14 protein-coding genes are annotated in these 23569 nt (G+C 59.5%); 9 read left to right on the top strand and 5 right to left on the bottom strand.

The genetic code is table 11. From position 1 onward, the window contains the following. Window positions 1–53: 53 nt before the first annotated feature. The 6 genes from Q0U90_RS01835 to Q0U90_RS01810 all read left to right on the top strand — a co-directional run bounded on the left by Q0U90_RS01835 (window position 54) and on the right by Q0U90_RS01810 (window position 11174). Complete coding sequence (locus tag Q0U90_RS01835; RefSeq protein WP_297450826.1) at window positions 54–3263, top strand: type I restriction endonuclease subunit R; 3210 nt, start codon at window positions 54–56, stop codon at window positions 3261–3263. A gap of 262 nt (window positions 3264–3525) precedes the next feature. Beyond that, window positions 3526–4761 carry an acetyl-CoA C-acetyltransferase gene (locus Q0U90_RS01830; protein WP_048760224.1) on the top strand — a complete coding sequence of 412 codons (1236 nt, stop codon included), beginning with the start codon at window positions 3526–3528 and terminating at the stop codon, window positions 4759–4761. Window positions 4762–4835: 74 nt separating this feature from the next. After that, window positions 4836–7067, top strand: coding sequence for a 3-hydroxyacyl-CoA dehydrogenase NAD-binding domain-containing protein (locus Q0U90_RS01825; protein ID WP_297450820.1), 2232 nt, complete (start codon window positions 4836–4838; stop codon window positions 7065–7067). Window positions 7068–7984: 917 nt separating this feature from the next. Further along, window positions 7985–8800: a hypothetical protein gene (locus Q0U90_RS01820; protein ID WP_297450816.1), complete on the top strand. Its 816-nt coding sequence runs from the start codon at window positions 7985–7987 to the stop codon at window positions 8798–8800. Between the two features lie 31 nt (window positions 8801–8831). Next, window positions 8832–9356 (top strand): MOSC domain-containing protein, encoded by a 525-nt coding sequence (locus Q0U90_RS01815; protein WP_297450813.1) that lies wholly within the window; start codon window positions 8832–8834, stop codon window positions 9354–9356. Window positions 9357–9404: 48 nt separating this feature from the next. Beyond that, entirely contained in the window at window positions 9405–11174 is a 1770-nt protein-coding gene (locus Q0U90_RS01810) for a protein adenylyltransferase SelO family protein (protein ID WP_297450810.1), read from the top strand. A 121-nt stretch (window positions 11175–11295) separates the two neighbouring features. Here Q0U90_RS01810 and Q0U90_RS01805 read toward each other — a convergent pair whose 3' ends face one another. Further along, the gene (locus Q0U90_RS01805; RefSeq protein ID WP_297450807.1) at window positions 11296–12789 is read right to left on the bottom strand and encodes a YeeE/YedE thiosulfate transporter family protein; all 1494 of its coding nucleotides are present in this window, start codon (window positions 12787–12789) and stop codon (window positions 11296–11298) included. A gap of 204 nt (window positions 12790–12993) precedes the next feature. On the opposite strand from Q0U90_RS01805, the gene Q0U90_RS01800 reads away from it, so the two are divergent. After that, a complete protein-coding gene (locus tag Q0U90_RS01800; RefSeq protein ID WP_297450805.1) occupies window positions 12994–14049 on the top strand; it encodes a hypothetical protein in 1056 nt (351 codons plus the stop codon). On the opposite strand, the gene Q0U90_RS01795 is transcribed toward Q0U90_RS01800, so the two are convergent. The 3 genes from Q0U90_RS01795 to betT form a co-directional block, all read right to left on the bottom strand. Beyond that, entirely contained in the window at window positions 14046–14876 is an 831-nt protein-coding gene (locus Q0U90_RS01795; RefSeq protein WP_297450802.1) for a CDP-alcohol phosphatidyltransferase family protein, read from the bottom strand. The two genes, Q0U90_RS01800 and Q0U90_RS01795, sit on opposite strands and share 4 nt — an antisense overlap. Before the next feature lie 168 nt (window positions 14877–15044). Further along, window positions 15045–16613: an aldehyde dehydrogenase family protein gene (locus Q0U90_RS01790; RefSeq protein ID WP_297450799.1), complete on the bottom strand. Its 1569-nt coding sequence runs from the start codon at window positions 16611–16613 to the stop codon at window positions 15045–15047. Continuing rightward, window positions 16614–18794 carry a choline BCCT transporter BetT gene (gene betT / locus Q0U90_RS01785; RefSeq protein WP_297450796.1) on the bottom strand — a complete coding sequence of 727 codons (2181 nt, stop codon included), beginning with the start codon at window positions 18792–18794 and terminating at the stop codon, window positions 16614–16616. 387 nt (window positions 18795–19181) lie between these two features. Here betT and betA point away from each other — a divergent pair, with 387 nt between their 5' ends. Next, entirely contained in the window at window positions 19182–20921 is a 1740-nt protein-coding gene (betA, locus tag Q0U90_RS01780; RefSeq protein ID WP_297450793.1) for a choline dehydrogenase, read from the top strand. 111 nt (window positions 20922–21032) lie between these two features. After that, window positions 21033–22139: a nitronate monooxygenase gene (locus tag Q0U90_RS01775; protein ID WP_297450790.1), complete on the top strand. Its 1107-nt coding sequence runs from the start codon at window positions 21033–21035 to the stop codon at window positions 22137–22139. A gap of 115 nt (window positions 22140–22254) precedes the next feature. On the opposite strand, the gene Q0U90_RS01770 is transcribed toward Q0U90_RS01775, so the two are convergent. Beyond that, window positions 22255–23451 carry a globin domain-containing protein gene (locus Q0U90_RS01770; protein ID WP_297450788.1) on the bottom strand — a complete coding sequence of 399 codons (1197 nt, stop codon included), beginning with the start codon at window positions 23449–23451 and terminating at the stop codon, window positions 22255–22257. Between the last annotated feature and the right edge of the window lie 118 nt (window positions 23452–23569).

Raw genomic sequence — 23569 nt, 5'->3', positions numbered from 1 at the left:
ATTTTTCGACAGCTAAAGAACCTCTCACACATAAATTAAGAAGGACTCTTTGCATGAACCAGGACGGCGTCGGCAAGCGACGAGTAACCAAGTACGACCCGATCGCTGTCGGTGAGCAGAGCACCGTCGTCGCGGAGTACCAGGCCGAGGAGCGCACCTCGGAGGACTACCAAACCGAGGCGCAACTGGAGCAGGAACTCATCGACATCCTCCAGTCGCAGGCCTACGACTACCTGCCTATCCACAGCGAAGCAGACCTCGTTGCCAACCTTCGCCGCCAACTAGAAACCCTCAACCACGTCACCTTCAGCGACGCGGAATGGGAACGGTTCTATCGCACCTGCATCACCAGCGCCAACGACGGAATCAAGGAAAAGACCCGTCGCATCCACGAAGACCACATTCAGGTTCTTACGCGTGACGACGGCACGAGCAAAAACATCCGACTGCTGGATAAAGCAAATATCCATAACAACCGACTGCAGGTCATTAACCAGTACGAGGTGGAAAAGGACGAAGGCGGTGCGAAACACTCTAATCGTTACGACGTCACCATCCTGGTCAATGGCCTTCCCATGGTGCATATCGAACTCAAGCGCCGTGGCGTAGAGCTGCGTGAAGCCTTTAACCAGATCAGGCGCTACCAGCGCGACTCTTTCTGGTCTGGTGACGGTTTGTTCGATTATGTGCAGCTGTTTGTCATCAGTAACGGCACTCTGACCAAGTACTACTCCAACACCACCCGTGAACTGCACATCAAAGAAACGGGAGGAAAAGGCCGCCCGGCGCGCGGTGCTAAGAGCTTTGAATTCACATCGTGGTGGGCTGACGCAAACAACCAACCCATCCGGGATCTTGTTGGCTTCACTAAGACATTCCTGTCCAAGCACTCGCTTCTCAATATTCTGACCAAGTACTGCGTCTTCACCGCTGCGGAAGAACTACTGGTGATGCGCCCGTACCAAATCGTCGCTGCTGAGAAAATTCTGCAACGAATTGAGATTTCCAATAACTATCGTGAACGCCTTGGCACCACGGAGGCCGGCGGCTACATCTGGCACACGACCGGTTCGGGGAAAACCCTCACCTCATTCAAAGCCGCACAGCTGGCTAGCAAACTCTCGCATGTAGATAAGGTCCTCTTTGTCGTCGACCGCAAGGACCTCGACTACCAAACCATGCGTGAGTATGACCGCTTCCAAAAGGGTGCTGCCAACTCCAACACCTCGACCGCCGTGCTGAAGAAGCAGCTGGAAGACGACGATGCAGCCATCATCATCACCACAATTCAGAAGCTGTCGAACTTCATCGCAGGCAACAAACACCACGATGTCTACAGCAAGCACGTGGTCATCATCTTCGACGAATGCCACCGCTCCCAATTTGGCGACATGCACACTGCCATTACTAAGGCATTCAAGAAGTACAACCTCTTCGGTTTCACCGGAACGCCCATCTTCGCCGACAACTCCACCAGTGGCACCAAGGCCAACCTCAAAACCACCGAGCAGGCTTTCGGCAAACGACTCCACGCCTACACCATTGTCAATGCCATCACCGATAAAAATGTCCTGCCCTTCCGGATCGACTACGTCAACACCATCTCGGTTGGAAACGTTAAAGACAAGGAAGTCACAGGCATCGATACTGAAGGCGCACTCCTGGCGGAGCCTCGCCTGAAAAACGTCGTCGACTACACGCTCGAACACTTCGCGCAGAAAACGAAGCGGGAAACCTTCTACGAACACCGCGTTGTCGAGAACGTATCCGCCTCAGCAAAGGCCCGACACCGCGGTCGAATCAAGGAAATAAAGAAAAATCAACGAGTTCGTGGCTTCAACGCTATCTTCGCCACTGCTTCTGTTGAGGCTGCTTACACCTACTACAACCTCTTCAAAGAAGCGCAAGCGTCACTGCCTGAAGCAGAGCGCCTGAAGATCGCCATGATTTACTCATTCGCGCCAAATGAGGCCGAAAAGGATGAGTCACCGACGATTCCGTCGTCAAGCGAAAAGAAAAACGCTGCGGCAGCTACTGCCGTGGCCGACGAGACAGGCTTGCTCCTTGAAGAAGGCATGGAGCCCGAGCAGCTACCCAAGGTTGCGCGCGATTACCTGGAAGCGGCGATTGCCGACTACAACGGGTATTTCAAGACCAACTACGACACCTCAGCCGAGAAATTCCAGAACTACTACAAAGACCTCTCCCTGCGAATGAAGAACAGGGAAGTCGATATGACCATCGTGGTCAACATGTTCCTCACCGGATTCGATGCCACTACCTTGAACACCCTGTTCGTGGACAAGAACCTGAAGTACCACGGATTGATTCAGGCGTTCTCGCGTACCAACCGAATCCTCAACTCAGTCAAGACGTACGGCAACATTGTCTGCTTCCGGGACCTCGAAGATGCCACAAATGAGGCGCTGCGACTCTTCGGCGACACCGATGCGCAAAGCGTAGTGCTGCTCAAGCCCTACGCTGAGTACTTTGCGGAATACGCCGAGCTGGTGAATCAGCTGCTCCAGGAATACCCGCTGGATAAGGTCATTGTTGGTGAGAAGGCGAAGAAGGAGTTCATCAAGCTCTTCGGCGCGATACTGCGCGTCCAAAACATCCTGACTTCCTTCGACCAATTCGCTGATGACGCGCTGCTGACGCCTCGCCAGGAGCAGGACTACCGCAGTATCTACCTCGACCTGTTCGCGGAATTCCGTACTGAAAGCGACGGGGAACGGGAGTCCATCAACGAAGATGTGGTCTTCGAGATGGAGCTGATTAAGCAGGTAGAAATCAATGTCGACTACATTCTCATGCTCGTCGAGCAATACCGCGAAACCCACGGCAGTGACGAGAGAGAAGAAATTCGTGCCCAGATTTCTCGTGCTGCAAACTCCAGCCCATCGCTGCGGAACAAGCGCGACCTGATCGAAGAATTCGTCAACACCGTGAGCCTGACCCAGCCCGTTGACGAGCAGTGGGAAGAATTCATCAGGACCAAACGCACGGAAGAACTCAATGCGATCATTACCGAAGAGAAGCTGCGGATGCCGACGGCGCAATCTTTCATTGAAGAGGCGCTGACCACCGGCATTGTCAGCACGCTTGGCACCGGAATTGTTCGAGTTCTTCCGCCAATGTCGCGGTTTACTCCAGGTAATGAGCGTGAGAAGGTCAAGACGCGGGTGCTGCAGCGCATCCAGGCCTTTGTCGAACGCTATCGGAACTTGGGGTTCGCGGAGGATGATGGAGAGGCGGCTTGATGGTTGCGGGCGGACGTTTGCGGGCGGGCGTTTGCGGAAATTCGACTTTTGCCGGTCTGCCTCCGCGACTCTGCGCAAAAGTTTCCGCGGCACCACCCCAAAACTACTTATGTAATTACCCCCGGTTTCTCCCATAACCACAGGTGAAATGGTGTGGTTGGCCTCTTTTCCCTACAACACCCCTCAAATCACCCCCGCCAATCCGCCTTTCGTTATAGAGTGACGCACGACACTTTACGACGAATCTGTGAGGTAAAAACACATGACTTCCGCCACCATTCAGCCGGGCGGCGAAGCCTTCATCTACGAGGCAATTCGCACCCCGCGCGGCAAGGGCAAGAAGGACGGCTCCCTCCACGAGGTACGCCCGGTATCACTTCTCGTCGGCCTCATCGACGAAATCCGCAATCGTTTCCCTGACCTGGACGAAGAGCGCATCAGCGACCTCATCGTGGGCTGCGTCAGCCCGGTCGGCGACCAGGGCGCGGACATTGCCCGCACCGCAGCACTCACCGCAGGTCTGCCGTACCGCACCGGCGGTGTCCAGATCAACCGCTTCTGCGCTTCCGGCCTCTCCGCCATCAACCTGGCTGCTCAGAAGGTCCGCTCCGGCATGGACGAGCTCGTTCTCGCTGGTGGTGTGGAGTCCATGTCCCGCGTGCCAATGATGTCCGACGGTGGCGCAATGGCAATGGACGCACAGGTCTCTTTCGCGACCGACTTCGTCCCGCAGGGCATCTCCGCTGACCTGATTGCATCGCTCGACGGCTTTGACCGCGAGTCCCTCGACGAGATGGCAGCACTCTCCCACGCTCGTGCTGCAAAGGCATGGTCTGAGGGTCGCTTCGACCGCTCGGTCGTCCCAGTCAAGGACGCTAACGGTCTGACCATCCTCGACCGCGATGAAACCATTCGCGAAGGCGTCTCCGCAGAGTCCCTCTCCGGCCTGCGCGCAGCCTTCACCATGATGGGCGAGCAGGGCGGCTTCGACGCAGTTGCACTGAAGAAGTACCCGCAGCTCGAGCGCATCAACCACGTCCACCACGCAGGTAACTCCTCCGGCATCGTCGACGGCGCTGCACTGACCCTGGTTGGTTCTGAGAAGGCCGGCGCTGACATGGGGCTCACCCCACGCGCACGCGTTGTCGCCACCGCAGTCAATGGTGTCGAGCCGACCATCATGCTGACCGGCATCGAGCCGGCTGTCCGCGAGGCACTGGCCAAGGCAAACCTGACCGTCGACGATATCGACGTGTGGGAAATCAACGAGGCGTTTGCCGCCGTCGTCAAGCACGCTCAGCAGAACCTGGGCATCGACTACGACAAGCTCAACATCAACGGTGGCGCAATGGCCATGGGTCACCCGCTGGGTGCAACCGGTGCCATGATCACCGGCGCCGCAATCGACGAGCTGCACCGCACCGGTGGCCGCTACGCCCTCATCTCGCTCTGCGTGGCTGGCGGCATGGGTGTTGCAACCATCATCGAGCGCGTCTAAAGCAAACCGGAACGAAACTCACAGCGACAATTACCGCGGTCACACCGCGATAACCACAAAGGACTGACTGATTTATGAGCACAGATAACATGTTCCGGTGGGATCAGGACGACGCCGGAATCGTCACCCTCACCATGGATGACCCGAATGCGCCGGTCAACACCATGAACAAGACCTTCCAGGACGACATCCGCGCCACCGTGGAGCGCCTGGAAAACGAAATTGGCGACGGCTCTGAGACCTCCATCAAGGGCATCATCATCACCTCTGCGAAGAAGACCTTCTTCGCAGGTGGCGACATCAAGCAGATGTCCAAGGCCACTGAGGACGATGCAGCTGACATGTTCAACATGGTCGAGGACATGAAGGCCTCCCTGCGTCGCCTGGAGAAGCTCCCGGTGCCGATTGTTGCTGCCATCAACGGCGCGGCACTGGGCGGCGGCCTCGAGGTCGCACTGGCTGCTAACCACCGCGTTGCTGCCGATGCCCGCGGTTCCAAGATTGGCCTGCCGGAGGTCACCCTCGGCCTGCTGCCGGGTGGCGGCGGCGTCTCCCGCGTCGTTCGCATGCTGGGCATTCAGGACGCGCTGATGAAGGTCATTCTGACCGGCGCGCAGATGAACCCGGGCAAGGCTCTCGCAGCTGGCCTCGTTGACGAGGTTGTTGCTCCGGAGCAGCTCATCGACACTGCTCGCGCATGGCTGACCAGCGAAGATGCCAAGGCAGCACAGCCGTGGGACGAGAAGGGCTTCCGCATCCCGGGTGGCGACCCGAAGACTCCTAAGTTCGCAATGAACCTGCCGTCCTTCCCGGCGAACCTGACCAAGCAGCTCAAGGGCTCCCCGATGAAGGCTCCGCGCCTTGCTATGCAGGCTGCCATCGAGGGCTCTCAGGTCGACATCGACACCGCACTGCGTATCGAGTCCCGCTACTTCACCGAGCTGGTCACCGGTACCCAGTCGAAGAACATGATGCAGGCGTTCTTCTTCGACCTCAACCACGCTCAGGGCGGCGGCTCCCGTCCGCTGCAGGCTGACGGCACCCCGTACCCGAAGCGCGAGTTCAAGAAGGTTGCCGTTGTCGGCGCCGGCATGATGGGCGCAGGTATTGCCTACGTGTGTGCAAAGGCTGGCATGGAAGTTGTCCTGAAGGACATTTCCCTGGAGAACGCCGAGCGCGGCAAGGCCTACTCCGAGGGTCTGGAGGCCAAGGCTCTCAAGCGCGGTCGCACCACTGAGGAGAAGTCCGCAGCACTGCTGAACCGCATCAAGCCGACCGAGTCCTACGATGACCTGTCCGACGTCGACCTGGTCATCGAGGCCGTCTTCGAGAACACCGACCTCAAGCACAAGGTTCACGCCGAGATCGAGGCCGCAGTTCCGGAGACCTGCATCCTGGGCTCCAACACCTCCACCCTGCCGATTACCGAGCTGGCTTCCCACGTCAAGCGTGAGAAGGACTTCATCGGTCTGCACTTCTTCTCCCCGGTGGACAAGATGCAGCTGATTGAGATCATCTCCGGCGATAACACCGACCCGGCAATCCTCGCCGCTTCGCTGGACTTCGCTGTTGCAATCCGCAAGATTCCGATTGTCGTCACCGACTCTCGCGGTTTCTACACTTCCCGCGTCATCGGCACCGTCATCAACGAGGCTCTGCGCATGGTTGCCGAGGGCTATGACCCGGCCATCATCGAGGCCGCTGGCCGCCAGGCTGGTTACCCGGCACCGCAGCTCCAGCTTGCCGACGAGCTGAACCTCAAGCTCATGGAGAAGATCGCTGGCGAGACCCGCGCTGCCGCCGAAGCTGCAGGTCAGACCCTAGACGAGGGCGGCGTGCCGGCCCTGGTCGAAGCCATGCTGCACAAGTTCGAGCGCCCGGGCAAGCTCGAGGGCAAGGGCTTCTACGAGTACGTCGACGGCAAGCGCTCCGGTCTGTGGCCGGGCCTGTTCAACGAGCTGCGCGAGGAGCTGAACATCACCCCGATCGCTCCGGAGGACACCGACCTGCAGGAGCTGGTCGACCGCATGCTCTTCATCGAGGCCATCGAGACTCAGAAGTGCGTCGACGAGGGCGTTCTGCTTCACGACGCCGACGGCAACATCGGCTCCATCTTCGGTATCGGCTACCCGGCCTGGACCGGTGGCACTCGCCAGTTCATTAAGAACTACGACGGCGCCACTGTCGTCGACCCGGCTGCAGCTCACCCGGAGCGCCGCGGTGTCGCGGGCTTCGTCGAGCGCGCCGAAGAGTTGGCTGCGAAGCACGGCGAGCGCTTCAACGCTCCGGAGTCCCTGAAGAAGTAGGGCTCTTTTCACCCCGGCTAGCTAGTTCACTAGTTCATACGGCTTAGGCCATACAGCACACCAACCAGCCCCGACCGGCAGTTTTTAACTAACTGCGGGTCGGGGTTTCGGCTTTTCGAGGCAAGGTTGGTGGACTTGGATCCGTCGTAAAGCGAAAACAACGGTTATCGCCATTTAACAGGGGTGTTTTGACGCAGACTCGCATGTTTGGTGGGCTTCAAATTAGAAACTCCCAGGTCAGCTCCCTGGATTAGGGCAAAAAAGGCACCAAACATGCGAGTCTAGGTAATTTTGACCCTTGTAAACGCCTTTAACTGTTACTTTTGGATCTGCAGTCTGGCTCAATTGATGTGTTATCCACAGTCCGAAAACTATCCACAGAAAGTTGATTTACAACGGTCTTTGGCCAGCGGGCTTCCGCACCATCGATGAGAATGTCCGCCATGCGGAAGACGAGCGAGCTCATTTTCAATTCCTCCGGAATTGTGCACCTGCGAGAACAGACTCATATCAGCCGAAATACAGCACGAGGGATTCTCAGTCGGGCGGTCGAGCGCGGTGAACTTGTTCAGTTGTTTCGGGGCACTTACACGGATGCACGAATATGGCCATCTAACAGCGATTTTCCACGAGGAATTCTTGCCATTAAGGCCGAACTCATCCGGGCACGGATTCAATGCATTGCCATTTCACAGGCACACCCAGATCGCGTATTAACCGGAATCGCAGCAGCGCTGATACATGGCCTGCCACTGCTCGATATTCCGCAAACGCTGACGCTCAGTTCCAGTGTAAAAAGTGGGTCGTCGACACTTAAAACACACCATGGCCTGCAATTTCACCAGAATTACTTAGCATTGCCCCCAAGTGCCACGACCGCCATCGATGGCGCGCGGGTCACTACTCTGGCGCGAACCGTGGTTGATATCGCTGCTGCTCAGCCGCGCGTCGACGATGCCACGCGCCGCAAACCCGAGGTCTTTCGACGCTTTGCCGAAGCTATTGCGCTTGCCGACGGCGCCCTGCGCGGCTCGGTCGGAACACTTGGCTCGACGGGAATGCAGCCTCAGCAAGCCCCGCCGTGGCCGGAGGCGCCGCCGCGCTTTAAGCCACCAAATTGGGACATTGAACAGGAGTTTCCGCAGCTCGCAGCGCCGCGGCACGTGGCCATTTCCAGTACTGATTTCTTACCCCACGTGCACGACCAACGGGGTCGAGTGCGTGGGCCCCGCGCGCTGGAGGTGCTGATGGTGGCATCGCCGTGGTCGGAAAGTGCATTTGAGTCGGTGACAAAGGCGTTGCTCGTGGAGCTAAAGCTGTCATTTGTGCAGCAACCGCGAATAGTAGATGAGGCCGGGGTGTTCGTTGCGCGTGTGGATTTCCTGCTTCCGGCTCACGGAATCATCATCGAGTGCGACGGGCGGATGAAGTACGAGCCCGCGCAATCAACTGCGCAGTCGAGAATGCAATCAACAGTGCAATCAGAAACGCGCGCTGCCGCCGGCCAACACCACGCGGGCACAGCCAGCATGTGGCATGACCGACGTCGCGACTACCAACTCATCAACCTCGGCTACGCCATCATCCACCTGACGTGGGATGCGATCTTTGACGGCTCGGCGGCGGGCATGATTCGTAAGGCATTGGCAGGCTCAACGACACCGCGTGGACGTTGGTTTGATGCCATTACTGCACTTCCAAAAGGCGCATACAAATTCTCCTTTTCTGGCTAAATCGCTTCTAGTCATGTGACAGACTCAAAACATGAGCCCGCAGACCCAGCCAAGCCACCAACGACCAAGCCACCAACTCCCAGAACTCATCGGCCGAGTGCGCCGAGTCCGCACAGGCCCGGTAGTGACGCAAAAGTGGAGCGACCGTGAAATCAGCACCGGCGCGGCCAAAGCACCACACGCGGGTCGCGTAATAGCCACAGAAAACGGCCTTGACGGCGACGCGCAGGGCAATTTGAAGGTCCATGGTGGGCCAAATAAGGCGATGTGCTGCTACCCATTCGAGTTCATGGCTCAGTGGGCGGCTGATGGATTCGATTTGCCGGAGGGCACTTTCTTCGAAAATCTCACGCTAGAAGGTCTTCCTGACCAGGTGGTTTATCTGGGTGACATCTTCGAACTGAACGATCTGACAGTCCAGGTCACGCAACCGCGTCGACCGTGTGCCACCGTCTCCTCGCCGCCCCGGAAATTCCCCGAGCGGTGGCGAGCAACGCTCTATCGCCGCTTGAACGGCGAGTTTGAAGATGACACCGCTCGCCTCGGCAAGCCTTGAGCATAAAAGCTCAAATTCTCAATCCGCCCTACCCGCTAGACTGCGCACATGGCTCGAAATGTCGCTGATCTGCCCACCGCACTGCCTGAACTCGCTATCGACCAGCAGGGGTTTGACGCCCCATCGCCGCAGCTGGTCATGCTTAACGACGAGCTCGCGACCCAACTCGGCCTCTCCCCACAGTGGCTCCGGTCGGACGCTGGCCTGAAGTTCCTCACCGGCCACGGCGCCAGCAGCGAAACTGACACCCCACCCGGCCTATACGAAACTCCGGTGGCCACGGCCTACGCCGGCCACCAGTTCGGCAACTTCGCTGGCCTGCTCGGCGACGGCCGCGCGCTCTTGCTCGCCACCGTCGAGGCTGAACCGGGCCTGACCGGGCTGCCTAGTCAGCCCAGTCAACCCAGCCACTCCAATCAGCCCAGCGACCCCAACCATGGCAACCGCCCCAATCAGCCCAGCGCCCCCAACCATGGCAACCGCCCCGACCAACCCAGCGACGCCAATCAGACCAGCGGCCCCGATTACCCCAATCAGCCACCCCACAGCGACAGCACCCAGGCATATGAGATCCAAGCCAAAGGCACAGGCCCCACACCCTTCTCCCGTGGTGGTGACGGCAAAGCCACGCTGACCTCCGCCCTGCGGGAGTACCTCATCAGCGAAGCCATGTATGCGCTCGGAGTCCCGACCACCCGCGCACTGGCGGTCATCGCAACCGGCGAGGAAATCTACCGTGGCTCGCAAACCCCTTTCGACAACACCGACCCCACCACCGAACTTCAACCGGGCGGCATCATCGTGCGAGTAGCATCCAGCCACCTGCGAGTCGGTACGTTCGAGTTGGTCGCACGCTCAGGCGCGGACACCGGAATCATGGACCGGCTCATCGAGTTCGCCGCGCAGCGGCACGGCTACGAGGTTTCGGCGGAGTTGGTTCTCCGGGACGTCGTAAAGCGGCAAGCGAATCTCGTTGCGGCGTGGATGGCCTGCGGATTTGTCCACGGTGTGCTGAATACCGACAATGCTAGCATCGCGGGCGAGACCATCGATTATGGTCCGTGTGCGTTCCTGGATGCGCACAATCCGCGGGCGGTGTTCAGCAGCATTGACCGGGGTGGTCGGTACGCGTATGGCGCGCAACCGACGATTGCCGGGTGGAATATGGCCAGGTTAGCGGAGGCCTTGCTGCCGCATTTCGCAGGCACTCCAGACGACGCCCTCGCACGTGCCCGCGACATTCTGGGCGAATTCGCCAACGAGTTCACCGACGCGCTCAGCCGCAAGTGGCTGCCCAAAATCGGCCTCCCGGCCTCGCTTGCCGACAATCCTGCCGCCGCGGAGGTGCTCCAACAGTGGCAGGGTGTGCTGGTCCAGTTTGGGCTCGACCACACGAATGCTCATCGGGCGCTGATTGAGGTTCTAGCCAGGGATGATGGGGAGGAAGCTGCGGAATCCAACGCGCTGACCTCCCTGACCGCGCTGACCAGGCTGTCCGCTGATCCTGCTTTCTCCGCCGCTGTGGCTGAGTGGGGGCAGTTGTGGAAGCAGACGCGGGAGGAGCTGGGAATCAACCGGGCAACGGCCCTGGCTCTGATGAGGGAGACCAATCCGCTGTACATTCCGCGGAATCACCTGGTCACGGAGGTTCTGGCGACGGCAGGGGCGACAGGAGAAGCAGGGGCGGGGGATTTGGCCGCCTACCGGCACCTGCTGGAAGCGGTAACCAACCCCTTTGGGCCGCAGGATGTCCCAGCGGATTTCACGGAGCCGGCACCGCAGGAGTTGGGTGCGTTCCACTCGTACTGCGGGACTTAATCTAAAAACCACTTCACGACACGGGTGTCACCTCGTGCCAGCTGTGGAGGTGGCATGAGGTGACATAGATGTCGTGAAGTCGCGGGAGCGGGGCGCAACCCCGTCCCGGTGGCCCCTTCCCCTACTTCCCGCGGCGAACGGAAATCGTCCAACCAGCCTCGCCGGTCTGCTCGAAGTTGGTGACCTCGTGGCCATCCTTCGCAGCCCAGCGCGGAATCGCATCCGTGGCCTGGGTGCAGTCGAATGGAATCACCAGCTCCTCGCCGACCTCAATCTTGCCGATCGCGTCCTTGGCCTCGATCAGCGGGAAGGGGCACACGGCACCGACGGTGTCGAGCTCGTAACGACCATTACCCAGTGGCTTGAGCTTGCCGTCTTCCTGCTTAACGACGCTCCGGTCGAGCAACGCCACCGGCGCAACAGCAAAGGCACCTGCCAGCGGGGAGGCCTCGGTGCCAGCGGCACCGTCGCTGCTCGGCAACGAAACAGAAGAAGTAGCAGCCGAAGCAACCGGGCCTGCCGAAGCGACCGGAGCTGCCGATACCGCCGTGTCGTTGGTGGTGGAGGGGGTGCTCGGGACGTCGTTAAGCGAAGGTGCGGACGGCTTCAGCCAGAGCTTTGCAGCGATAGCGACACCAGCGGCGATGGACGCCAGCGCGAGCCAACCCTGGTAGCTGAACAGCGACGTCTGGACCATGCCGTTGCCGACGGTGCAGCCGCCAGCCCACGCAGCGCCGACACCCATGAAGATGCCGCCGACTACCGAGCGGGCGCCCTGGGTGGCATCCGGGACACGGAGGCGGAATTCGCCAGAGGCCTTGGCCGCGATGAAGGAGCCTACGAGGATGCCGAGGACGAGGAGGACGCCCCAGTCGAAACGCTCGGTGTCACCAGTGACAACGTAGTTGGCGAGGTTGGAGGACGGAGTGGTGATGCCGAGGCCATCGTTGCGGCCGGTGGCGGCGGACAGTGGCCAAGCCAGAACGCCGAGCGCGCCGACGATAGCGGCGGTGGCGTACACGTGCCAGGGCTTCTCAGCCAGGATATGCGCGAGACCGGACTTGCGTGGCGCCAGAGCGACCGGGCGCGGGCCGGAGAATTCTTCGCGCAGGTAGCGAACGGCGAGGAATGCCGTCAGGGCGCTGAGAGCGATGACCAATGGCCAGATGCTAATGCCGAGCGAGGCATGGATACTGGTCAGGCCGACGGTGCGGTCCTTCAGGGAATTCTGCAGGCCGCCCAGGAAGCCAGTCTTCATAGCAGCAGCGGATAGGGCGTAAAAGACCAGGGCAATCCAGGAACCGATTAGGCCCTCACCGGAGCGGTACCAGGTTCCCGAGGCGCAGCCGCCGGCCAGGACGATACCCAGGCCGAAGATGATACCGCCGACGATAACGGCTAGAGGAGCTAGTTCCTTGTATTCGGGAGTAATCACGCCGGCGCTGGTCAGAGCGGCCAGGCCGATGGCGTGGACGGAAATAACAATCAGCAAGGCGACGAAGCCGCGCCAGCTGCGCTGAGTGAAGATATCGCGCAAGAAGCCGGTGACGCAGAAGCGTCCTCGCTGCATAACAAAGCCGAGCACGGCGCCCAGCGCTAGTCCTGTGATGAGCATGAAAGTAGTTCTCCTAAATTTATGAGCCAGCCCGCCATCAAAGCCACAATGAACCGAGCTGTCTACCTGTGGAGTAGAAACTACTTCACACATCAGAGAATGTCCAACTTAACGATGTTTTTGCAGGGCATGGAGGCGAGCAATAGACAGACCGAACCGTATGGTTACTAGAAAAATGCGCAAGTTGTGGCAAGCTAAAAAGCTATGAGCGCGCATACTTCAGCCCTGGCCGGGCACCCAGGGCAACCGGGGCAACAGGCGCAACCGGCGCAACCGGGGTACCAGCGGCTCCTTGCCATGCGCTCAATACTCGACCTGCCCTTTGCCCACGCTTTCACCCTTGATCCACAACTGGTCATTGACATTTCCGGCGTCGCCCGTCTCAGCGAGCTCAACGCCAAAAATGCCGTAACAATCGACAGCTTGCGTTCACTCGCGCACACCAACACGCAGGACTTTTATGCCATCGATGACGCAGCGGAAGCCCTGGGCACCGCCTTGCGAATGGCAATTTCCTCCCGGCAGCTGCTCTGGTTCAGCTCGCTGCCCGAAAGTGATGTGGAGAAGGTACGCGGCATCCTCGGCGGCGACATTGTTCATGTGGTGGGCGAGGCGCTGGCCGTCGATAAGCTCGATGACGATGTCCTGGAGCTTCCCGATCACCTGAAGCAGACCGGCGAACCGCTAGTGCCCATCGCTGTTTCGCCGACCGAGCTGGTGCAGACCTGGGCGCACGGCACGCACGAGCAGCAAAAACTGCTGGCGTACCTGATGGATAGCACGAATACGCTGCTCATGCAGCAAAAGAATCTGCAGGCACTGCGCAAGGTCGGGACGAAACTCATCGAGCGCAATCCCGTGTGGCGTCTGCTCTACAACCCGAAAGTCCTCGCCTACCTGGTGGTGATGGTCTACTCATCGCTCCGCGCGCTGCCTGTGGTTTTCGTCCCCGGATTCCACGGCAATGTCTGGGTGCTCTGGACTATCGACATCATTACCGCTATCCCCTACACCTGGGGAATTGTCGAGATGATCACCGGCCGCTCATTCGGCCGAAGAATGCTGGGACTCCTGGTTACCCTGGTGACTTTTGTTTCGCCGTATGTCTATTTCTGGGCCAACGGGCGCGATTATCCCGTGTGGGTCACCATCTTTGTCATTGCGCTCATCGTTTCCGCCTGCGCCGTCGAATACGTCCGCTGGCTGCGCGACCGGGTCATCTACACAGTCCTGCGACAACCACCCTCCGCACGCTGCTAGCGTCCGCTGAGCGAGCGCCGCACACCGCCGATAATCAGCCAGGCACCAGCGGCAACGTTGACAGCCACCAGCCCGTGGATAGACGTCATGCTTAACGACGCCGCCGCCGTCTCACTCGCGATGAGCATGCCAGTCGAGAGAATCCAGATGAACGTTGCGGCAATGTTGGCCACCCTGCCGCGTTCCACGCGGAATGGGTGGGTGTAGTGCAGCGGAACCACCGTCATTGCGCTGAAGATAAAAATGGCAGCGATGCACACGGCCATGGGCGCGTTCCATACCCACAGCAAGACCGCAACGATGTTCCACGCAGCGGGGAAACCAACGAAGTAGTAGTCGCCGGATTTAGCGGCTTCGTTGGCATAGCAGAACATCGATGACACCAGGACCAGGATGACCAGGGAAATTGCCAATGGGCGTGGCCCCAGCGGCAGATACATGACCATAAAAGCGGCGGGTATGGCGGTCCAGGTGAGGTAGTCGACGATGTTGTCCACCACCGCGCCGTTAAACCACGGGACGACTTCCTTGATGCGATGTTTACGCGCCATATTGCCGTCGACACCATCGACGACGAGGGCAATGCCCAACCAGAGCCACATCCAGTGCGGGCGGCCCTCCAGCAGTGCGACCACCGCCAGCGTTGCCCACACCAAACCGGTCAGCGTGAAGGCATGCACAGCCCAGGCGATGACATGCTGACGCCGGGTGAAGCGGGTGAAGGTCGCGGCGGTGCTGGCAGTACAAGTGCTGGCAGCGGCATGGCCACCGGTGGCTGCGGCGGAACTGGCAGCATCGGCCTTGTCAGAGCGAGTAGTAGCGTTCACGGCAAATGTCCTTAGAGAACAAAAGCGCACAACTGCAAACCTTTATCGCAGTTGTGCGCAGAGTCGATTTTTCAATCGGAGAGTATAACGGTTCGTTGCCGCTTTCCCGTATTTTTGCTCGGACTAGTGCCCGAGGTGCTTATGCCCGAGTCTCTTGCGCCCAAGCCTTTAGCGACGATCCTCGAACCAACCGGTGACAGCTGGTGCCGTGTTCTCGTAGACTAGCTTGGCCTCGGTGTACTCCTCCAAGCCGGTCGGGCCCAGCTCGCGGCCAATACCGGACTGGCCGAAGCCACCCCATTCGGCCTGTGGCAGGTAGGGGCCAAAGTCGTTAATCCAGACGGTACCGTGGCGCAGCCCGCGGGAGACGCGCTCAGACACCTCACGGTTGGATGTCCACACCGCACCGGCCAGGCCGTATTCGGTGTCGTTGCCAATCTCGATGGCCTCGTCAACCGTGGTGAAGGTCTCCACCGTCACCACCGGGCCAAAGGCTTCGTCGTGAACGCAGTCCATCTCGCGAGTGACCTGGTCAATCACGGTTGGGAGGTAGAAGTAGCCGTCGGCAAGCGAGGCGGAACCGTCAGCGGTCGCGCCGGTGGCAATCTCGCCGCCCACGCGCACGCGAGCGCCCTGTTCACGGGCCCGATCGACGTATGCCGCAACCTTATCCAGGTGCTGCTTGGAGATCAGCGCACCGGTCTCGGCCTTCTCATCGAGTGGACCGCCGAGCTGGATATGCCCGGCGCGCTCGACCAAATCGTCGACAAACTTCTCGGCGATGGATCCCTCCACAATCAAGCGAGCGCCGGCCGAGCACACCTGACCGGAGTGCAGGAACGCAGCGTTGAGGGCGTTGTCCAACGCGGCTTCGTAGTCAGCGTCGGCGAAGATGATGTTCGGGTTCTTGCCGCCGAGCTCGAGTGCGACCTTCTTCACGGACTTGGCCGCCTCACCAGCAATAACCTTGCCAGTAACCAGACCGCCGGTGAAGGAGACCATGTCCACCTTCGGATGCGAGGACAGCGGTGCGCCCGCTTCGGCGCCAGCACCAGTGATGAGGTTGGCAACGCCTGCCGGAACGCCCAGGTCATCGATGACGTGCATGAGCAGAATAGCGGTGTGCGGAGTCAGCTCCGCCGGCTTCAGCACAAAGGTATTGCCCGTAGCTAGACACGGTGCGACCTTCCATGCCGTCTGCAGCAGTGGGTAGTTCCACGGCGTGATCAGGCCACAGACACCGACGGGTTCACGCACAATGCGCGCGACGACGGACGGGTCATCCGCATCCACGAGACGACCGGCATCATTGCCCGCGAGCTTCCCGAAGTACTCAAAGCAGGCGATGATGTCATCCATATCGGCTGCCGCCTCTGGCAGGCGCTTACCGGTATCCATGGCCTCTGCCCAGGCAAATTCATCCTTGCGCTCCCTGATGGCAGCACCGATGTCGAGCACCAACTTGCTGCGCTCGGCTGTACTCCAGGATGCCCAGGAGCCTTCTCCGGTACGTCGGAAAGCAGCGTCGGCAGCGGCGATGGCGCGCTCGGTGTCGGTGGCATCTGCTTCCGCGACCTCGGCAATGAAGGAGCCGTCGGCCGGACACTCGATGGTGCGAGTGTTGCCAGCGGCTGCGGCGGACCATGCTCCGTCGATAAACAGCGTGGCCGCGCCTTCGTGGGATTTGGCGGTCTCGGGTGCGAGGGCCTTATCAGTGGTTGAAGGCTCAAAGGTCATTTAGGAATCCTCCTTGGAGTAGTCATCAGACCATTCACGGACGGGGTCGGCATTGTCGGACAGATCTGAGGTGCCCGGGAGATCAGCCTGCATGTGCAGGAACTCCAGGTGCCGTTCGTAGAGATCGAGGACATCGGAAATCAGCTGCTCTTGGGTGTAGCCGTAGATGTCATAGCCAAGAGAGCCGGTCAGCGTGAAGACCTCGAGGCGGTAGTAGTAAATGTCGGCATCACTGTCCAGGTGTACCAGTCCAGCGAAGGACGGTGTCAAGTACTCAACCGGATAGACCTGGTAGCGGAAGTCCTTCTCATCGCCGAAACCGACCTGCAGGTCGATCTGGTCAATGCCGACCTCTTCGGTGGGTTCACGGTGCAGCGCCACCTCACCGCCACGTTCCTTGATGGCCTCCGCGACCTGCTCAAGTGCTGGCTGCACGACTCGGTCGAGGTAGCGCGTGACCGGCTTCTTGCCCGGGAAGGACATGGAACGGGCAAGGCGCTTTCGCCAATCGCCCTGTTGACCATCCACGGCACGCCCCGACATCGCGCCGTGGAGTGCACGACGTGTCGAGTCCTGCTGTATCAGCTCTAGCCGCAGTGACTTGAATAGGCCATACATCACCAGATAGATGACAAAAGCAAACGGCAGGCCCATCACAATCGTTGCCGACTGCAGCGTTGGAATACCGCCGACGTAGAGCATGGAGATGGTCAGCACGCCGACCACAACAGCCCAGAAAATGCGGGTCCACTTCTTGCCGTCCTGCTGGGTGTCGGTGATCTTCGACGTGAAGTTACTCATCACCAGCGCTGCGGAGTCGGCCGAGGTGATGTAGAGGAGCAGACCAATCAGAGAGGCGACTGCCGCCACCAGCATCGGCGCCGGGTACTGCTCCAGCAGCAGGTAGAAGGCGCGCTCCGGGTAATCCAGTGCAGTCTGACCAAACTCTGAATCGCCATTAATGACCAGGTCCAGCGCCGAGTTACCGAACACGGAAACCCACATCAGGACGAAGAGGAACGGAATGGTCAGCGTGCCGACGACAAACTGACGCAGGCTACGGCCACGGGAAATACGGGCCAGGAACAAACCGACAAACGGAGCCCAGGCCACCCACCAAGCCCAGAAGAACAGAGTCCAGGCATTCAGCCATTCCTGTGCTCCCGAGAAGGCGTAGGTATCCATCGTCATGGACGGGAACTTGGAGACGTACTCGCCGACGTTCATCACCAGCGCGTCGAACAGGAACGCAGTGCGGCCGGTGATCAGGATGTAAAGCATCAGGCAGATAGCCAGGCCGACGTTGAGCTCCGAGAGACGACGAATGCCCTTGTCAACACCGGAGACAGCCGACGCGATGGCCACAGATACAGCCACCACGATGAGCGCAATCTGCCAGGATGTACTCTCCTCCACTCCGAACAGCACGCGCAGGCCGTAGTTCAGCTGGACGACGCCGATACCCAGCGAGGTTGCCACACCGAAAACGGTGCCGAGCATCGCTGCGATTTCGACCGCTTCACCAGCGGGGCCGTGAATGCGCTTGCCGATAATCGGGTAGAGCGCCGAACGGATGGTCAGAGGCATGTTCAGGCGGTAGGCGAAGTAGCCGAATGCCATGCCCATCAGGGCGTAGAGCGCCCAACCGGTCACTCCGTAGTGGAAGAGCGTGAAGACGACCGCCTGACGCGCGGCTTCGATGGTCTCCGCGTCTCCTGTCGGCGGGCCATAGTACTGTGCGACCGGCTCTGCCACCGAGAAGAAGAGCAGATCAATACCGATACCTGCGGCAAAGAGCATGGAGGCCCAGGAAAACAGGCCGAACTGCGGCTTGGCATGATCGGGGCCGAGCTTAATCTGCCCCGTTCGCGAGATGGCGATGTAGAGCATGAAGAGCACTGCCGCCGTCGCGGTCACAATATAGAACCAGCCGAAGTTCTTCGACACCCAGGCGACAATGCCGGCCAGGGTGTCAGCGGCGTTCTCCGGGGCGAAGATTGCCCACAGTGCAATGGCGAGAATACCGACGCCTGAAATAATAAAAACAGGCCAGTTGACCTCGGGTTCAGAGGTTGCACTCGATTGCGATTGTTGCGAAGAGGCAGGCATTGATCGCTGCAGTTCCTGTGGCGATAATGACTCCCCCTCCGCCGCCTTCTCAGTTGGCGGAGTATCAGACATAGGAAAATCCTTCAGATTCGGGAACTAGTTCAGCATACCCAGTTTGCATAATCCCTCAAACCGTAAAGGCTGGCCATGAAGCATTTCCTCTCCCATCTATTAGATCCCCACCTGCACATATGACTGTTTTTCAAAGCCGCAAAAATCGTTCTAAGTGGCATTGAATGCCAATTGTGTGCAATCCTGAATAGGGCAAGGGTATTTGAGATACAGCTCTTAGCTACCTTTCTTGAAGCTGACATATAGGGGTTAACTCTAAATGCGCTCAAGGGAAATCAACCCAAGAGCGCAAACAGGCTCAAGGGAAGTACCCCAAGAGCTTTCTCGCACGCCCTCAAAATCATCCGATACACATCGGCACAACAACCTACGGAGGTACACCAGAACATGGGAGCTTTCCCGGCTGTCTTCAACTTCGGTAAAAAGAATGGCACCACATCGGTCGAACACCGCGATGTCGTCATCGTTGGCGCTGGTTCGGCCGGCTCCGTGCTGGCCAACCGACTGTCCGCAGACCACACCCAGCAGGTGCTCGTGCTCGAGGCCGGCCGTATGGACTCCCTCTGGGACCTCTACATTCACATGCCTTCGGCATTCTCCTTCCCGATCGGGAACAAGTACTACGACTGGCAGTACGAGTCCGAGCCGGAACCGGAGATGAACGGCCGCCGCATCTACCACGCTCGCGGCAAGGTCGTCGGCGGTTCGTCCTCCATCAACGGCCAGATTTACCAGCGCGGCAACCCGATGGACTACGACAAGTGGGGCGACACCAAGGGCCTGGAGAACTGGGGCTGGAACCACGTCCTGCCGTACTTCAAGCGCATGGAAAATGCACTCGGCTCCGACAAGGACGATCCGCGTCGTGGCCACGACGGCCCGCTGCGCATGAAGCGTGGTCCGGCCGACTCCCCGCTGTTCAAGGCTTTCTTCCGGTCTGTGCAGCAGGCTGGCTACAACTACACCCCGGACGTCAACGGCTACCGCCAGGAAGGTTTCGGCCCCTTCGACGCGAACATCGACAAGGGCCGTCGCCTCTCCGCTTCCCGCGCATACCTCCACCCAGCCCTGCAGCGTCCAAACCTGGAGCTCCGCACCCGCGCAGAAGCCACCCGTATCCTCTTCGAGGGCACCAAGGCCGTCGGCGTTGAGTACACCTGGAAGGGCCGCACACGCCAGGTGCGAGCAGACAAGGTCATCCTCTGCGGTGGCGCTTTCAACTCTCCGCAGTTGCTCGAGGTCTCCGGCGTTGGCGATGAGAAGATCTTGAATGCTGCCGGTGTGAACGTCGTCAAGCACTTGCCTGGCGTCGGCGAGAACCTACAGGACCACCTGGAGGTCTACATCCAGTACAACGCCACCCAGCCGGTCTCCTCGCAGCCGTACCTGGAGAAGTGGCGTTGGCCGTTCATCGGTCTGTGGTGGATGCTCACCCACAAGGGCCCGGTGGCGACGTCGCACTTCGAGGGCGGCGGTTTCGCACGCTCCAACGACGACGAGCCCTACCCGAACTTGATGTTCCACTTCCTGCCGCTGGCCATGCGTTACGACGGCACGAAGATCGATAGCCCCCACGGTTTCCAGTTCCACGTTGGCCCGATGTACTCGGACGCCCGTGGCCATGTCCACATCAAGTCCTCGGACATCAAGGTCAAGCCGTCGATTCTGTTCAATTACCTGTCCACCGACCAGGACCGCCGTGAATGGGTAGAGGCCGTGAAGGTCTCCCGTAAGCTGCTGGATACCCCGGCCATGAAGGAGTACACCGACGGCGAGATTTCCCCAGGCGCGGATGTGCAGACCGACGAGGAAATTCTCGAGTGGGTCCGCAAGGATGCCGAGACCGCACTGCACCCATCCTGCACCTGCAAGATGGGCCCGGCCTCCGACGAGATGGCCGTAGTCGATCCGGAGACCATGCAGGTCCACGGCACCGAAGGCCTCTACGTGGTTGACGCTTCGGTCATGCCGGGCATCACCAACGGCAATATCTACGCGCCGACCATGATGATTGCCGAGAAGGCCGCTGACCTGATCGCCGGCAAGACCCCGCTGGCACCGCAGGACATTCCGTTCTACCGCGCCGGCCAGGGTATGCCGTTGGATCCGCCGGAGGACAATAAGTAGTTCTTGAGGCGATAGCGCGGCATCGCTAGTCGGTGTCGTTCGAACGCCGTTCGTCGGCATTGGCCGGGTTCTCCCACGCGGGGAATCCGGCCTTAGTGTTACTCTCGCCCTATGAGCAGCACAACCTCGCAATCACCCGAAAACCTACGACGCTCATCAATCATTTTGGCGCCGATGGCCGGTGGCCCATCCACGCCCGAACTCGTCGCTGCCGTTTCCAATGCTGGCGGGGTTGGCACCCTTGCCGCCGGCTATCTCACTGTCGAAAAGCTCACTGAACAGGCGCGGCAGACTTGCGCGCTGCTTGACGACGGCAAAGGTTTCGGCATCAACCTCTTCTGTCCCAACGCCAACGGCACCGGAGGCGGGACCTCAGAGGAGGAGCTTGCACAGTGGACCGCGTTTCGTGACCGCTTAAAGCCGGTTGCTGCCCACTTCGAGGCCGACTTGCCTGACACTCCGACCTGGTCAGATGACTACTTCTCGGCGAAAGTCGAGGCAATTCTTGCTGATAATTTTCTGCCTAATCCCGATGCGCTGAAGTTCGTCTCCTTCACCTTTGGCTACCCGGATAAAGAAATCATTGCTCAGGTAAAGGAGTCTGGCCGCAAAGTGGTACTGAATGCGACCTCAATTGAGGGTGTGCGGGCAGCTGCGGAGGCTGGCGCTAATCGCATTGTTCTGCAGGGACTAGCTGCGGGTGGGCACCGCGCGTTTGTGAAGGGGCAGGATTCGTCCGACAGCATTGGGGCCTCTGTAGAAGAGCTTGCCCAAGCAGTCACCGAAGCATGTGCAGTTACCGATGTACCTATCATCGCCGCTGGTGGGGTGGGTAACCGAGAGGACGTCGTCAAGCTTATGGAAGCCGGCGCGGTGGCTGTGCAAGTTGGCACACGGTTCCTCACCAGCGCGGAGGCGGGTACGAAGGAGACGCACCGACGGGCACTGCGTGATTTGGTGGGGCGTGACACCGTTTTGACTCATGCCTTTTCTGGCAAGCCAGCGCGTGCCATCGAGAACACGTTTACCCGGGAGTTTTCTAGGGTCGCGCCGGAGCTTTACCCGCAACTGCACTACTTGACCACGCCGATTCGCGGCGCGGCGAATAAGGCCGGTGATCCGGAGTATCTCAATTTGTGGGCAGGTATCGCGTTTGCGCAGTGCGAGAACCAAACTGCAGGCGATGTTGTTGCGGAGCTTTCCGGCTCAGCCGAGTAATACGAAGCCACCGAAGCTACAAACAGCACAATGACCAGCCCCGAACATATATCGCGACTGGTCATTCGGCTTTATTTGTGGCGATGGCTTTTATGACGACGGCGCGGTTGCGGCATTAAGCGTCTAGCAGCCAATCGTTCGGACTGAACAGCTCGAAGTGAACGTTATCGCGAGCAACACCGCGATCGGCGAGCTGCTGGCGAATGGCCTGTAGGAAGCCGTTTCCTCCGCAGAGGTAGTACTGCGCCCCCTCCGGCAGGTCAATATCGGTCAAATCCATCAGCTCCGGCTCGTACCACACCTGCTGGCGAGCATTGGCGAGCGCGGCGATTGCATTGTCACGCTCTGCTCGCAGAGCATCTGCGGTTTCTGCGCGGTCCGCGTGGAGGACGACAACATCACGCTTGGAGTCGGCTGCCACCAGGGCATCCAGCATGCCAATCATGGGTGTGGCGCCAATACCTGCGGAAATAAGTACCACCGGATTGTCGGACTTAGTGTCCAGCACCAGATCGCCTGCAGGCAGAGAGATTTCAATGGCATCGCCCGGCTGCACCTTTTCCCACAGCTGTGTGGAAACCTCACCTGCTGGCAGATTCTCAGAGGCATCGACACGCCGGACTGCGAAAGTCAGAACACCTTCCTCGCCGCCGACTAGGGAGTATTGACGTAGCTGGCCGGCGCCGTCCGGCATGGTCTGGCGTACAGAGATGTACTGTCCCGGGAGGTAGGAAACTGGGGTTTCGTCGTCAAGCTTGACGGAGAATACTGCGACATCATCACCGCGCTCTTCACGAGAGACGACGTGAGCGGCGCGGAAGACATCACCTGCTTCGACACCGAGGTCGTCATAGAGCCCCTTCTCGAAGTCGATGAGAACACGCTGCATCTCCAGGTAGACGGCATCCCATGCGTCGCGGACAGCTCCCTGAAAGACCTCTGGGGTGAGGATTTCCTCGATGGCATCGAAGAGGTGCTTGTGCACGATTGGGTACTGTTCTGGCTTGATGCCAACGGAAATGTGCTTGTGGCCGATGCGGGAAAGCAGTTCTTCCGGGGCAGGAGCGTCTGGGTCGACCAGGGTAGCTGCGAAGGTAGCGACGGATGCTGCCAGTGCCTTCTGCTGAGCACCCTGCTTCTGGTTGCCACGGTTGAAGGTATCGGCAATGAGCTCAGGATGTGCTGCGAACATCCGGTTGTAGAAGTTCGGCGTAATTTTTTCGATGTTGGCACCGACGACGGGCAGGGTTTGAGTGACGATTTCAGCCTGCTCTGGAGTCAGGCCGTTCTTGTTAACATTCAGGTTTGGCATGACTTCACAATAACACCATATTGCGCATTCTGTTTGCGTATTATTTCCCAATGGTGTCCATAACTACTCTTTGCGGTTGAGTTTTACCCGTCTTGAACTGCACAAATGGCGATACCGA

Origin of the sequence: uncultured Corynebacterium sp. (assembly GCF_946998835.1) — a bacterium.
Lineage (GTDB): Bacteria > Actinomycetota > Actinomycetes > Mycobacteriales > Mycobacteriaceae > Corynebacterium.
Note: the sequence above shows the minus strand (reverse complement) of the source record. Positions and strands in the feature narration are given on the sequence as shown.